This is a genomic window from Rhizobium quercicola, from assembly GCF_021168455.1.
Lineage (GTDB): Bacteria > Pseudomonadota > Alphaproteobacteria > Rhizobiales > Rhizobiaceae > Ferranicluibacter > Ferranicluibacter quercicola.
Genome location: NZ_JAJOZR010000020.1, coordinates 1 through 14,054, shown reverse-complemented (window position 1 = coordinate 14,054; position 14,054 = coordinate 1). Strand labels below are relative to the sequence as shown.

The window sequence follows — 14,054 nt, the reverse complement described above, 5'->3', positions numbered from 1 at the left end:
CCTATCGAACCCGCCAGATGCCAAAGGGCATCGACGGGTCGAGGCGGATGCGTTGTATCTTTCCCATCCAGGTGAAGGCCCGGTCGGCGATGAGGTCTTCCATGGGAAGCGATCCGTTGTCGGCAAGGTTCCACGACCAGAGCGGCACTTCGACATCCGCTTCCTGCGCCGTGTGCGGATCGAGGCTGATGGCGATCATCAGCACGTTCTCCCGGCCGGCACTGGCCTTTTCGAAGAAGAGGACATTGTCGTTGAAGGCAGGCAGCAGCGTGAGACCGAGATGCGTGTGGAGCGCCGGGTTCTCGCGGCGGATACGGTTCAGGAGGGCGATTTCTCCCTTGATGTGGCCCGGCCGGTCGTAATCCCAGGCCCGGATCTCGTATTTCTCGCTGTCGGCATATTCCTTGCGTTTGGCATCCGGGCGACCTTCGCAGAGCTCGAAGCCGTTATAGACGCCCCAGAGACCGGACAGTGTCGCGGCGAGGGCGGCGCGGATCAGATAGGCCGGACGCGGCGCGTTCTGCAGGAAATCCGGGTTGATGTCGTGGGTGTTGACGAAGAAGTGCGGACGGAAGAACTCCTTCGGCTCCTGCGTCGTGATCTCCCGCATGTATTCCTCCAGCTCCCACTTGGCATTGCGCCAGGTGAAGTAGGTGTAGGACTGCGAGAAGCCGACTTTCGCCAGCCGGTACATGACCTTGGGCTTGGTGAAGGCTTCCGAGAGGAACACGACCTCGGGATGACGGCCGCGAATGTCCGCGATCATCCATTCCCAGAAGGGGAACGGCTTGGTGTGGGGATTGTCGACGCGAAAGAGCTTGACGCCCTGATCGACCCAGTGCTGGACGACGTCGCGCAGCGTCTCCCACAGCGCAGGCACGGCGTCCCTTGCGTAGAAATCGACGTTGACGATATCCTCGTATTTCTTCGGCGGGTTTTCGGCATAGCGGATGGTGCCGTCCGGCCGCCAGTCGAACCAGCCGGGGTGATCCTTGAGCCAGGGATGATCCGGCGAAGCCTGGATGGCAAGGTCCAGCGCGATCTCGAGTCCGTGATCGGCGGCGGCCGCGACCAGCCGGCGGAAATCGTCGAGCGTGCCGAGTTCCGGATGGATCGCGTCATGGCCGCCCTCCGGCGAACCGATGGCATAGGGGCTGCCGGGATCGTTCGGAGCGGGCGTCAGCGTGTTGTTGCGGCCCTTGCGGTTCGTCGTGCCGATCGGGTGGATCGGCGGGAAGTAGAGGACGTCGAAGCCCATCTCGCGAATGGCGGGGAGACGGCCGATGACATCGTCGAACGTGCCGTGGCGGTTGGCATCGCCGCTCTGCGACCGGGGAAAGACCTGAAACCAGCTGGCAAAACCCGCCGCCTTGCGTTCCGCGTCGACAGGAATGACGGCGGAGCGGACGCCGAAGGGCCGGCGGTCGGCGCGGGCCATGAGGGCGAAGGTTTCCGGCGCCAGCAGACGCTGGGTCTTCGCCTCCGCATTCTCCTGCGAAAGCGCTGCGAGAAGGGCCGTGAGCTCGGGCTGCACCCGCTGCGGACCATGGTCTTCCGCCGCCTTGATGAGGTTGATGCCCTCCTGAATCTCAAGCGTCAGATCCAGATTGGCGTCGTGCTTCTTGCCGAGCTCATAGCGGTAGATGGCGTAGGGATTGCGCCAGGCTTCCACGAGATATTCGTGGCGCCCCATGCGCTTCAGGGTGAACTCCGCCTTCCAGTGGTCGTTGATGACGAACTGCATCGGGACCTCGGTCCACTCCTGCGCATCGACAGGTCGCCAGAGCAGCACGGCCGCCAGCGGGTCGTGACCGTCGCCGAAAATATCGGCCTCCACCGTCACGACGTCGCCGACGATGCGCTTGACGGGGAAGCGGCCTTCGTCGACCGCCGGCGTGACCTTCTCGATCGCAAGACGCGGTGTTGCGGCGGCCGCGCGCGCATCGATGGCCGCGCCTGCGCTCAGGACCGGTCTCGACGCGGTGCCTTCGAAGATGCGCAGTTCGCCGGGGGCCAGCCGCACATCGGCATCGAGCGCGCGCTCGGGCCGGGCGATATCGCAAAGCGGCAGAAAGGCGGATGCCGCCTCGCGGATGGCGTTGAAGGGTGTCGCGGCGCTGCGGCGAAGATCGCGGTTGCAGACGGTGACGCGCACGGTGTCTGCCTGACGAAGGTCCGCGTGGTCGCCCTGGACGAGCGCGCTTACGGATGTGGCGCTGCCCGCGATCAGGGTCAGCGGCGTTCCAACTCCGGGGGTGGCCGCGGCCAGCCGATCGTTGACGGCGCGAATGTCCTGGGAGATGTCGAAGCTGCTTTGAGATTTCAGGCCGCGGATGCCGGTACCGTGTCCGTGCATCGGGTCGAGCGGCATGGCCGCACCGAATTCGAAACCCATGGGGATCAGAATGCCCTGGCCGATCGTCGCGGCAAGACCGAGCGTGCGGATGGCGCGCCGCTTGAGGATCTCGCTGCTCTCCGTGCCATGGGCGATGCGCTTGGCGAACGGTGCTTCGGGAAAGGCGATCTGATAGGCGAACGTCCGCTGGAGCTCGTACTCGTCCAGAAGCCAACGGTCCCGCAGGTTCCACCAGGCAAGCGAGGAGAAGCTTGCCTCGAAGCCGGCTGTGGCGAGAGCCTTGCGGTCGTCGAAAGACGTGCCCGGCGTCCAGGCGAGGAACCGGACCTGCCGCTGCCGCTCGTGAACGCGCGACATCAGCGTCCGCCATGTGTCGGCCGGAATGGTGGCAAGGCCGACGCATCGGAAACCGCTGACGCCCGTCTCTGCCAGCGTCTGCAGGCGATCCGTCCATGTCGCGACGAGCGCGGCCTCCTCGTCGGCGTTACGCGTGCCGACCGCACGGCTGCCGGAGACGGTCGGCGATATGCGCGGATCGACCGGGCCGCCGTCATCGGGACGGGTTTCCGCTTCGCGTCCGACGACGATGTCCAGCATGAAAGCAAGACCGTGGCGCCGCGCGGCCTCGACCAGCGCGGAGACCCCGTCCACGACGCTGTCGCCAAGCCCGAGCTCCGGGTTGAGCCTCTCGACATCCGCCGAGACGAACACGCTGGTCGCATGACCCCGCTGGAAGACGGGCGCCGACAGAACCGTGTCGAAACCGAGGGCTGCGGCATGCGCAAACGCCGCGTCCCACGCGTCGATCCCCCGCAGGTGCAGGGGATGAACATAATAGATCCGGGGCGGCGTGATGACAGGTGTGTGTGCTTCGGCTAGCGAATGAACATTCATGGGCTGTCTCGCGTTGTTTCATCGAGAACCGTGCGAGCCCCAAGCTTGTTCCACATCGTCTTGCCGAACATGGCAGAGCGATGCCGTCCGCCCCGTGCGCGATCATGCCCGAGATCGGGGACGTTCCTCCTGCATGGCCGTGGAGATGGCGACGAGAAGCGGAGATTCCGGCAGGGCTTCGAGCGTCACGGACAGCTTCGGCTTCCAGTTCGGATAGCCGTCGCTCGTTCCCGGAACATTGGTCGGCTCCGTCTCGCCGGTCATGTCGGCAAGACGCACGGCTGCCAGTGCCGATGCGGTCCTGGCGATGAAGCGGTGTGCATCGACCACGATGCCGGTCAGCTCATGATCCGACGCGGAACCCGGCGGCAGGCGCGCCGGCTGGGCAATCCCGGCTGCGTTCAGGGCGCGGGCGAGATCCTTCCGCTCCACGGCCCGCGCCTCGCGATGCGCCTGCGTGATATCCGGCGGCAGAATGCCGTGATCGGCGCGCGTCGCGATATCCGCGCCGCGCCACCAGCCGGCGAATGTCTGATGGTCGTGGGTGGAGATGCATGCGAGCGACAAAGCCGGATAATCTTCCCCCGGCTTGAAGCCATCGTCGGTGCGCTCGTAGGAGAGGATCCGGTAGGAGAGAATGCGCGCCGCCGTCAGGTCGTCCTGGAGCCCATCCGGGAGGACACCGAGATCCTCGCCGATGACGAGGCATTCGTGATGCGCGGAGGTGTCCGCGAGGATGGCGAGGAGATCCTTTTCCGGATAGTCGACATAGGCGCCTCCATCCGGCTTCTGATCAAGCGGGACGAGAAACAGGCGGCGGAGCGCCGCGGCGTGATCGATGCGGATGGCGCCGGCATAGCGCATGGCGGCGGTTACCATGCGCCGATAGGGCGAGGGGTCGCCGCTGGCGATGGCGGCCGGCTGGAAGGCGGCGAGATGCCAGTCCTGCCCGTCGGCGGCAAAGGGATCGGGCGGGCTGCCGACGGTGGCCGTGGAAACGTAGAGATCGCGCTCTCCCCATGTCGCGGCGCCATCCAGCGCCTCCCCGACCGCGAGATCGAGATAGAGCCCTATGCGCATGCCGGCGGCGTTGGCAGCCCGGGAGGCCGTGTCAAGCTGGTCATGCGCCAGCCATTGCAGCCACATATGGAAGCGGATCTCGTCGGCATGCGTTTCGGCAAAGGCCGTGACATCCGGGCTCTCGGGGTTCTTGAAGCTCTTCGGCCAGGCATGCCAGCCGGCACCGAGGCCCCGTGCCGACAGGGTGAAGGACAGGGCTTCGAACAGGGCGTGAAGATGCAGCGGCGTGCCTTCGCGCAGGATGAAGGTCTCGAATTCCTGTCGCGCGGACAACCCGCTGTTTTCCGAGGTCCAGCCCGTCCAGATATCGCGCAGCGCTTCCAGCTTGAGGCCGGCGACGCCGACATAATCGACATGCGCGGTTTCCCGCAGGTCGGCTGCCCTGCGCTCCCTCTCGGGGTCGGCCCGATAGCCGGGAACGCGATCGACGGCGATGTAGAGAGGGTTCAGGCGCTGGCGGCTGGAGGGCTCATAGGGGCTGCAGCGATCGGGATCGGCGAGGAACGGCGCGTGCAGCGGCGTCAATCCGATGAAGTCGGCGCCGAGCGGGCCGAACACGCGGGCGATATCGCAGAGATCCTGAAAGTCGCCGATGCCCCAGTTGCGGGACGAGCGAAGCGCATAGGGCTCGAGCGTCACGCCCCAGACGCGGGTTTTTGCAAGGAAGGGCGGAAGGTAGGACGGCGGCAGCGTTTCGCTCGTCGCTGTCGTCTGGCCGGCTAAGGGCCCGCCCGGTTGGTCGGGGGCATCGAGATCGACGTCCAGCGCCTCGAGAATCCTGATCTTCGTCTCGGTGGAGACCGTCACCGCGTCCTTCTCGGGGCTCGGTCGCGTTTCGCCGATACCGTGCCGGCGTGCAAGCTCATCGATCGTCTCGCGCTTCATGGATGTCATCGCCTTCTGAGGAAGTCCTGAAATGGATGGTTCAGGGAGACCTAAGGCGGTTCGTCCGGATGGCAAACGGCGGCGATGGGAATGTCGTGGCGCGGGTCGCGTCGCGCAGGCGGGATGGCCCGTCCTCGCGCCTCAGTGGCTGGTGGCGGCCTTGGCCTGGCGCATGGCGGCCAGATATTTCTCGCCGGGGCGCGAGGCCATGGCGGCAACCTTGATGCGGGTCTGTTCCCGGTGGGCCTCGGCACGCTGGCGGGCGGCTTCGCCCTGGGCGATCAGGATCCGGACGCTTTCGCGCAATTCGATCTGCTTATCCATCGCATACCTCATGCTGCCGCGAGATCGGCAATCTCGCCGAACTGGATGATCAGGCGGGGCTCGCTCATGTCCCCAGACTCTTCGTCCACCTTGACCGCATAGGCCGCTACGCCGGGAAAACGGGCGGACATGGAGGTCGCGATCTTCTCGGCGCTGACGGCATTCGACGCCTGGCGCATCTCGCCGGGGGCAACGCCGCCGCGGACCTTCTTGAAGGGCATGACAATGAATTTCTCTGCTGTCGCCATCTCGAACCATCTCCTGATTTGTTCTCTAAATGTTCTATTTTTGGACGAATGTCAAGGGATCGGTTTCGATGCGGAAAGCCATGGCTTTCGCAGCGCGCCTGCGGGCTGCGTCTGCGCGTGTACAAACGCAAAAATCTTACTCTTTTAAATTGTGTAAATGACCATAAATAAAAATATAAATTAATTAGAATGAGGCATTAAACCGGTTTTAACGCTCTTGTTGGAAAGTTCTCCCTATCAGATCGGCCCGGGAAACCGGATCCTGATCCGCATGACGCGGATCGTCACGAGCGCCCGATCATTTCCAAATCTCAGCACCGTCCGGTGCCTCCTCACTGCATGAACGGTGCCGTCCCGGCGCCGCCATCACATTCCTGTCCTCATCGGGACGCGGCTGTGGGCTTTGCCGCGCCCGTCGTTAAGGTTCATTCCGCATGTCCGTTCACGATTCCATGCCTTCGGTGCCGCTTGTGCTTCCGGTCGCATTGACCATCCGCCACTCCCGCGACATCGCCACGATGCTGCGGGCGGCGTTCGAGCGCGGCGGCGACATCCGCGTCGAGGTTCCCGCCGCCGCCGACACCGATCTCTCCTTCATCCAGCTTCTCCAAGCGTCGCGTCGCCATGCCGACACGCTCGGCCGCAGTTTTTCCCTCTCAAGACCCGCCGAAGGCAGCCTGCTGTCGACGCTCGCGCGCGGCGGATTTCTCACCAACATGACCCCGCAAGACAGCCGGTTCTGGCTGCACGGCAAGGAACAGATGCAATGAGCGCCCATATTCTCACCGTCGACGACAGCGCCAGCATCCGGATGACCACCCGGATCGCTCTCACCGGTGCCGGCTATCAGGTCACCGAGGCCGTGGATGGCGCCGATGGCCTGGCCAAGGCCAAGGGCGGCAGCTTCGACATGATCGTCACCGACCTGAACATGCCCAACATGAACGGGCTGGCCATGATCCAGGCGCTGCGCGCCTCGCCCGCCCATACCGGTATTCCGATCATCTTCCTCACGACGGAATCGGACGCCGAGATGAAGGCGCAGGCCAAGGCCGCGGGGGCGACCGGCTGGATCACCAAGCCGTTCGATCCCGAGCAGCTCGTCAAGATCACCCGGAAGGTGTTGGGCAAATGAATCTGATGGATCCTGTGCAGGTCTTTCGCATGGAGGCGGCGGAGCTGTTCGTCGTCATCGAGGAAGGTCTTCTCGACCTCCTCGGCGATCTGTCGAACCAGGCGCAGATCGACGCGGTGTTTCGCGGTCTCCACACGCTGAAGGGGTCGGGCGCCATGTTCGGCTTCGAGGCGCTGGCGGCCTTCACCCACCATTGCGAGACAGCGTTCGACCGGGTTCGCAAGGGCGAGGTGCCGGCCACGGCCGAACTCGTGGCGGCGGTGCTGGAAGCACAGGATCACATGAAGGCGCTGGTGGACACGCCGAACGGCGACCATGAGGCGACCGGAAACGGGTTGCTGGCGACGCTTCAGGCGGCCGTGGGGGCCAAGGCCACGCAGGGCTGCGTCGTCACGGCGCCGCTGCCGGCGGCCGTCGCGGGGCTTGCCTCTCCGGCCGCGCCTGCGGCCACGCGCTGGCGGCTGGCCTTCCGCCTGCCGGTCAATGCTATGGCGAACGGTACCAATCCGCTCGGCCTGCTCGACGAGCTGGCCGCGCTTGGCGAATGTACCATCACGGCCGATACGTCCGCCATTCCGAGCCTCGACGCGATCGAGCCCGATGATCTTCATATCGGCTGGACGGTGCAGCTGACGATGACGCAGCCGCAGCCGCGCGCCGCCATCGAGGACGTCTTCATCTTCGTCATGGACGATATGGAGATGGTGCTCGAAGAGGTGTCCGCGGTGCCGGCTCCGGCCGTCGTCGCCACATCGACATCGACACCGACACCGGCCCTGACCCCGGCCCCGACATCCGTCGCGGTCCCGCGCGCCGAGGCGGCCGCCTCCGAGCCTGCACGCGCCGTCACCACCGCCCCTGCGATCGCCGATGCCAGGCAGACGAAGCCCGCCGCCGAGAACGTCCGCGTTCCTGCCGAACGGCTGGACGAGCTGATGGACCGGGTCGGAGAGCTGGTCATCGCCCAGTCCCGCCTGTCGCAGCTCGCCGGCATCAGCGCCGATATCCAGCTGCGCTCGGTCTCCGAAGACGTCGAGCGGCTGTCGGGCGAGCTGCGCGACACCATGATGGTCCTGCGCATGGTGCCGGTCGGCAGCCTGTTCGGCCGCTTCCGCCGCCTCGTGCACGATCTCGCCCGGGAAACCGGTAAGGAGATCGAGCTCGTCACCGAAGGCGAGACGACCGAGGTCGACAAGACGGTGATCGAGCGCCTGGCCGATCCGCTCGTCCATCTCGTGCGCAACTCCATCGATCACGGGCTGGAAATGCCCGACGAGCGCCTCGCATCCGGCAAGGCACGTTCGGGCCGCGTGACGCTGTCGGCGCGTCAGGCCGGTGGCGAGGTGATCATCACCATCCGCGACGACGGGCGCGGCATCAACCGCGAGCGCGTTCGCGCAAAGGCGGAATCCTCCGGCCTCATCCAGCCGGGCCAGATGCTGCTCGATCAGGAACTGCTGCAGCTGATCTTCCAGCCGGGCTTTTCCACGGCGGCCCAGATCACCAGTCTTTCCGGCCGCGGCGTCGGGATGGATGTCGTCAAGAAGACGGTCGAGGCGCTGCGCGGCGTCATCGACATGCACAGCACGCCGGGCGAAGGCTCGGAGATCTCGCTGCGCATTCCCCTGACGCTGGCCATCATCGACGGGCTTCTCGTGCGGGTCGGCACCGGCTCCTACGTCATTCCGCTGTCGGCGGTCGAGGAGTGCCTGGAGCTTTCCACCGAGGAGGACCTGCGCTCGCGTGGCCGCAGCTTCATCTCGCTGCGCGATCATCTCGTCCCCTTCCTGCGGCTGCGCGAGCTGTTCCGTACCGGTACTCCGCCGGACCGCTACCAGAAGATGGTGGTCATCTCGACCGGCAACGAGCGCGTCGGCCTTGTGGTCGATCAGATCGTCGGCGACCACCAGACCGTGATCAAGGCGATGTCGAAGCTGCACAACGACGTCGTCACCTTCTCCGGTGCCACCATTCTCGGCGACGGCAATGTCGCGCTCATTCTCGACGTCACGCATCTCGTGGCCGTCGGTCAACAACAGGAGGCGCAGTTGCGGGCCGCCGGATGAACCAGCCTATCAGGAAACACGACGCCGACCTGCTCTGGAGGGACCGCGAGGATGTGGCCGTCCTGACCTTCAATCTCAATGGCGAGACCTTCGCCATCGAGGCGACGGTGGTGCAGGAGATCCTCGACCTCCTGCCGGAAACACGCGTCCCCGGCGCCAAGACCTATCTCAGCGGCGTCATCAACTTTCGCGGCAAGGTCATTCCGCTGGCCGACATTCGGCTTGCCTTCGGCATGGAGGCCGGCGAAGCGACCATCGACAGCCGCATCATCGTCGTCCAGCTCGACGTCGAGGGCGAACCCTGCCTTGTCGGCATCCGCACCGACAAGGTCTACGAGGTCACCAGCCTTGCCCAGTCATCCAGCGAGCCGCCGCCCAGCGTCGGCATGCGCTGGCGGGCGGATTTCATCGAATGCCTCGTCAAGCGAAACGGCGAGTTCATCATCATCCCGAACCTGAAGAAGATCTTCTCGGTCGACGCCTCTCCGTCGTCGTCGGGCATGCTCTTCTCAGGCTGAGGCTCCGATACCGCAGACCCGACCTCCGGCGGACCTCCCATTGTCCGTCACTCCTCACACGATCTACGAAAGCGAAATCCCGATGCGGATGACGATCAAACTGAAACTGGCCGGCGCGTTCGGCTTCCTCATTCTCCTCTCCTGCGGCATGGCGGCGCTCGCCATCGTCAACCTCTCCTCGCTGAACGGCGCCATTACCGACATCATCCAGGGGCCCGCGGCAAACCTCAGGGATTCCAGCGATCTTTCGGATGCTGTGCTGACATCCATCCAGCAGGAAAAGAACGCCATCATCAACACCGACGCGTCGCTGATCAACGGCTATGTCTCGGCCGTCTCTGCCGAGCGCGAAACGATCGCCCGGATCGTCAAGGGCTTCGACCGCGAGACCAATCCGCTCATCCGGCAGAAGGTCGCCGATTTCCAGGCCACCTATCCGGCCTGGGTCAAGATGCAGGACGGCGTTCTGCATCTGGCGCAGGAGAACACGCCTGACAGCAACCGGCGCGCGGGCGAGATTTCCATGGGCGACGGTGCACAGGTCACCAAGCAGCTGCTGACGTCCCTCTCGGGCCTCAACGACCAGATCGCCGCCGACCTGACCATCACCGACCAGGCGACCAACGCGCAGTACGACTTCTCGCGCAACGTGTTGATCGGCAGTCTTGCCGCTATGCTTCTGATTTCCACGGCCGTGGCGACCGTCATTGCGATGGGCATCAACAGCGGCCTGAAGAAGATCCGGATCATGGCCGACGCCGTCGCCATCGGCGACCTCGACCAGACGGTTTCCGTCAAGACCAATGACGAGATCCGCGACGTGGTCGATGCCGTCACGATCATGACCGACAATCTGCGCAACACGGCGAAGGCCGCGGACCAGATCGCCAATGGCGACCTGACCAACACGCCGAAGCCGCTTTCCGACAAGGATATACTGGGCAGCTCCCTGCAGCTGATGGTGGAGCGCCTCCGCGGCGTCGTCGGCGATGCGCTGTCAGCCTCCGACAACGTGTCCTCGGGCAGCCAGGAGCTGTCCTCGAGCTCCGAACAGCTGAGCCAGGGGGCGACCGAGCAGGCCTCGTCGGCCGAGGAGGCCTCCGCCTCGATGGAGGAGATGGCGGCCAACATCAAGCAGAACGCCGACAATGCCGCCCAGACCGAAAAGATCGCCCGGCAGTCGTCCAGGGATGCCGAAGCGAGCGGTGCGGCCGTCGCCCGTGCCGTCGTCGCCATGCGCACGATCGCCGAGAAGATCTCCATCGTCCAGGAAATCGCCCGCCAGACCGATCTGCTGGCGCTGAACGCCGCGGTGGAAGCGGCCCGGGCCGGCGAACACGGCAAGGGCTTCGCCGTCGTCGCCTCCGAGGTGCGCAAGCTCGCCGAACGCAGCCAGGCGGCCGCCGCCGAGATCAGCGGCCTCTCGGGCGAGACCGTGCAGGTGGCGACCGAAGCCGGCGACATGCTCGGACGCCTCGTGCCCGACATCCGCAAGACGGCCGAACTGATCGCCGAGATTTCCGCTGCCTGCCGCGAGCAGGACATCGGGGCCTCGCAGATCAACGAGGCGATCCAGCAGCTCGACAAGGTGACCCAGCAGAATGCCGGCGCCTCCGAGCAGATGTCGGCGACGTCCGAAGAGCTGGCCGCCCAGGCCGAGGAGCTTCAGGCCTCCATCGCCTTCTTCCGGGTGGACACCGTCGGCCACAAGCATCAGCCGGCCCCGATCGCCGCCGCGCCGCAGCGGGCGGCCCATCACACGGCAACCGCCCGCCCGGCGTCCGCCCCGCGCAAGCCGGCCGCTCCCGCCCCCCGCCAGAGCGTTTCTGCCCAGCAGGCCCGGGTAAAAGGCTTTGCGCTGGATCTGTCGATGGGCGGCCCGGACGCCGACGACGCCGACTTCAAGCAGAGCGCCTGAGATGGAGCACATGCCGGCGGAGTCCCAGTTCGTCACCTTCAGCCTCGGGGAAGAGCTGTTTGCCGTCCCCGTCACCGTGGTCCGGGAGATCCTGGACCACGAGGACCCGTTCAAGATCCCGCACGGGCCCGACTATCTGATGGGCCTGCGCGACGTGCGCGGCCAGGGCGTGCCGATCATCGACCTGCGCCTGCGGCTGGGCATGACGCCCACCGTGCGCACGCCGCACACCCGCATTCTGGTGCTCGACATCCCCCTGGGCGAGAAGGATCTCGCGCTCGGGCTGGTGGCCGACAAGGTGTTCGAGGTCACGCCGTTCCGGCGCGACAGCATCGAGCAGGCGCCGGATATCGGCGTGCGCTGGCGCTCGGACTACATCCGCGGCGTGGTCCGCCGCGACACCGGCTTCGTCGTCATCATCGATCTTGCCCGGCTGTTTTCGGACGGCGGGCCGGCGCTGGCCGCCAGTGTGCTGCCGGAGCGGAGCGTCGCATGAGCACGGCACGGCACGCCATCCCGGGAGCATGCTCGTCGTGATAGAGGCTGCTTCCTATCAAGACGCTCCCCGTCACGGCACGCCCTATACGGAAGGCGGACGGCTGAGCCCGCGCAACTTCAAGCGGCTCGGGGCCTATATCTACGACTATAGCGGCATCAAGATGCCGCAGAGCAAGGCCACCATGCTCGAAGGCCGGCTGCGGCGGCGCCTGCGCGCCACCGGCATCGAATCGCTCGACGCCTATTGCGATTTTCTGTTCGATGGCCACGGGATCGAGCGCGAGGCGATCCATCTGATCGATGCCGTCACCACCAACAAGACCGATTTCTTCCGCGAGCCGAACCATTTCGACATCCTGCGCCAGACGATCCTGCCCGGCCTGAAGGAGAAGGGCGTGCGGCGCCTCCGCACCTGGAGTGCCGCCTGCTCCACGGGGGCGGAGCCCTACACGATGGCGATGGTGCTGGAAGACTACCGGCAGACCTGCGGCGGCCCGGATTACACGATCCTGGCCACCGATCTGTCGACCCAGGTGCTCGAGGTCGCCACCAAGGGCATCTATACGCAGGAGATGATCCGGCCGGTCCCGACCGAGCTGCGCCGCCGTTTCGTCATGACCGCGCGGGATCCGGCGCGGGGCGAGGTGCGGATCGTGCCCCAGCTTCGCGCCCGCGTCGGCTGCATGCGGCTGAACTTCATGGACGACGTCTATCGCGTCGGCGATCCCATGCATGTGATCTTCTGCCGCAACGTGCTGATCTATTTCGACCGGAAGACGCAGGCGCATGTGCTGAAACGTCTGGTCGATTGCCTGCTTCCCGGCGGGCACCTGCTGATCGGCCATTCCGAATCGATCACCGGCATGAACCTGCCGGTGCGCCAGCTTGCCAATACCGTCTTCGTGAAGGAATAGCCTGTGCCCGGCAAACAGATCCGCGTCCTGATCGTCGATGATTCCGCCAGCGTCCGGCAGACGCTGACCGCCGTTCTGGAGTCCGACCCCGCCATCACCGTCATCGGCGCCGCCTCGGATCCGTTCATGGCGGCCAAGCGTATCCAGGAGGAAATTCCCGACGTCATCACGCTGGATGTGGAGATGCCGCGCATGGACGGCATCACCTTCCTGCGCAAGCTGATGTCGCAGCGACCCATTCCCGTCGTCATGTGCTCATCGCTGACGGAGACGGGTACGGAAACGCTGATGCAGGCGCTGGAAGCCGGAGCCGTCGATGTCATCCTGAAGCCGAAGATCGGTGCGGCGGACTATCTTGCCGAGCAGGCGGCGCGGATCTGCGACGTCGTCAAGAGTGCCGCCCAGGCGCGGCTCCGGCAGAAGGCCGGACGGGTCGTGTCGGCATCTGCGGGTGGACCAAACGAGAAGCTGACGGCCGATGCCATGCTGCCGCCGCCTTCCGGCAAGGCGATGGCGCGCACCACGGAAATGGTCATCTGCATCGGCGCCTCCACCGGTGGCACGGAGGCGCTGCGCGAACTGCTCGAACGGCTGCCGTCGAATGCGCCCGGCATCGTCATCGTCCAGCATATGCCGGAAAAATTCACCGCCGCCTTCGCCAAGCGCCTGAACGGCCTCTGCGAGGTGGAGGTGAAGGAGGCCGAGGACGGCGATCCTGTGCTGCGCGGCCATGTGCTGATCGCGCCCGGGGACCGCCACATGATGCTGGAGCGGCAAGGCGCACGCTACCATGTCTCTGTCCGGCCCGGGCCGCTCGTCTCGCGGCATCGCCCGTCGGTGGACGTGCTCTTTCGCTCGGCGGCGCGCGCGGCCGGCAGCAATGCCATGGCGGTGATCATGACCGGAATGGGCGACGACGGCGCGCGCGGCATGCTGGAGATGCATCAGGCCGGCGCCTTGACGATCGCCCAGGACGAGGCGACGTCCGTGGTCTTCGGCATGCCGAAAGAGGCCATCGCGCGCGGCGGCGTCGACCGGATCGTGCCGCTCGGCCAGATCGCCATGGAAATTCTCTCCGAGGACAGGCGCCGCTAGAGTCTGTCAGGCTGTTATTGCACCATACCCTGCGTGTCGCAGGTACGCGGCGCATTCTGTTGGGCTGAAGTGAGTGAGGAGGCTTCCGACCTCGCGCCAAGCCTCCTCGATCGTTCGGCGGTC

At 65.6% G+C, this 14,054-nt stretch carries 12 protein-coding genes; 8 read left to right on the top strand and 4 right to left on the bottom strand.

All coding sequences use genetic code 11. The features are described 5' to 3' along the window. Position 1 precedes the first annotated feature (1 nt). The 4 genes from LRX75_RS22270 to LRX75_RS22255 form a co-directional block, all read right to left on the bottom strand. Positions 2-3,250 carry an alpha-1,4-glucan--maltose-1-phosphate maltosyltransferase gene (locus LRX75_RS22270; RefSeq protein ID WP_231816780.1) on the bottom strand — a complete coding sequence of 1,083 codons (3,249 nt, stop codon included), beginning with the start codon at positions 3,248-3,250 and terminating at the stop codon, positions 2-4. Between the two features lie 102 nt (positions 3,251-3,352). Continuing rightward, the gene (gene malQ, locus LRX75_RS22265) at positions 3,353-5,215 is read right to left on the bottom strand and encodes a 4-alpha-glucanotransferase (protein ID WP_231816779.1); all 1,863 of its coding nucleotides are present in this window, start codon (positions 5,213-5,215) and stop codon (positions 3,353-3,355) included. 141 nt (positions 5,216-5,356) lie between these two features. Beyond that, positions 5,357-5,539 carry a hypothetical protein gene (locus tag LRX75_RS22260; protein ID WP_062475557.1) on the bottom strand — a complete coding sequence of 61 codons (183 nt, stop codon included), beginning with the start codon at positions 5,537-5,539 and terminating at the stop codon, positions 5,357-5,359. An 8-nt stretch (positions 5,540-5,547) separates the two neighbouring features. Then, positions 5,548-5,787 carry a hypothetical protein gene (locus LRX75_RS22255; RefSeq protein WP_231816778.1) on the bottom strand — a complete coding sequence of 80 codons (240 nt, stop codon included), beginning with the start codon at positions 5,785-5,787 and terminating at the stop codon, positions 5,548-5,550. A gap of 434 nt (positions 5,788-6,221) precedes the next feature. On the opposite strand from LRX75_RS22255, the gene LRX75_RS22250 reads away from it, so the two are divergent. The 8 genes from LRX75_RS22250 to LRX75_RS22215 all read left to right on the top strand — a co-directional run bounded on the left by LRX75_RS22250 (position 6,222) and on the right by LRX75_RS22215 (position 13,931). Continuing rightward, on the top strand, positions 6,222-6,557 hold the full coding sequence (locus LRX75_RS22250; protein WP_231816777.1) for an STAS domain-containing protein: 336 nt from the start codon (positions 6,222-6,224) through the stop codon (positions 6,555-6,557). Next, positions 6,554-6,922, top strand: coding sequence for a response regulator (locus tag LRX75_RS22245; protein ID WP_113151119.1), 369 nt, complete (start codon positions 6,554-6,556; stop codon positions 6,920-6,922). The genes LRX75_RS22250 and LRX75_RS22245 overlap by 4 nt, the downstream gene beginning before the upstream one ends. Next, positions 6,919-8,988 carry a chemotaxis protein CheA gene (locus LRX75_RS22240; protein WP_231816776.1) on the top strand — a complete coding sequence of 690 codons (2,070 nt, stop codon included), beginning with the start codon at positions 6,919-6,921 and terminating at the stop codon, positions 8,986-8,988. The genes LRX75_RS22245 and LRX75_RS22240 overlap by 4 nt, the downstream gene beginning before the upstream one ends. After that, entirely contained in the window at positions 8,985-9,506 is a 522-nt protein-coding gene (locus tag LRX75_RS22235) for a chemotaxis protein CheW (RefSeq protein ID WP_231816775.1), read from the top strand. Before LRX75_RS22240 ends, LRX75_RS22235 begins: the two co-directional genes overlap by 4 nt. Before the next feature lie 82 nt (positions 9,507-9,588). Continuing rightward, positions 9,589-11,424: a methyl-accepting chemotaxis protein gene (locus LRX75_RS22230; RefSeq protein ID WP_231816796.1), complete on the top strand. Its 1,836-nt coding sequence runs from the start codon at positions 9,589-9,591 to the stop codon at positions 11,422-11,424. Position 11,425: 1 nt separating this feature from the next. Further along, a complete protein-coding gene (locus tag LRX75_RS22225; RefSeq protein WP_231816774.1) occupies positions 11,426-11,920 on the top strand; it encodes a chemotaxis protein CheW in 495 nt (164 codons plus the stop codon). Between the two features lie 40 nt (positions 11,921-11,960). Continuing rightward, the gene (locus LRX75_RS22220) at positions 11,961-12,836 is read left to right on the top strand and encodes a CheR family methyltransferase (protein WP_231816795.1); all 876 of its coding nucleotides are present in this window, start codon (positions 11,961-11,963) and stop codon (positions 12,834-12,836) included. A 3-nt stretch (positions 12,837-12,839) separates the two neighbouring features. Then, positions 12,840-13,931 carry a protein-glutamate methylesterase/protein-glutamine glutaminase gene (locus LRX75_RS22215; RefSeq protein WP_231816773.1) on the top strand — a complete coding sequence of 364 codons (1,092 nt, stop codon included), beginning with the start codon at positions 12,840-12,842 and terminating at the stop codon, positions 13,929-13,931. Positions 13,932-14,054: the final 123 nt, after the last annotated feature.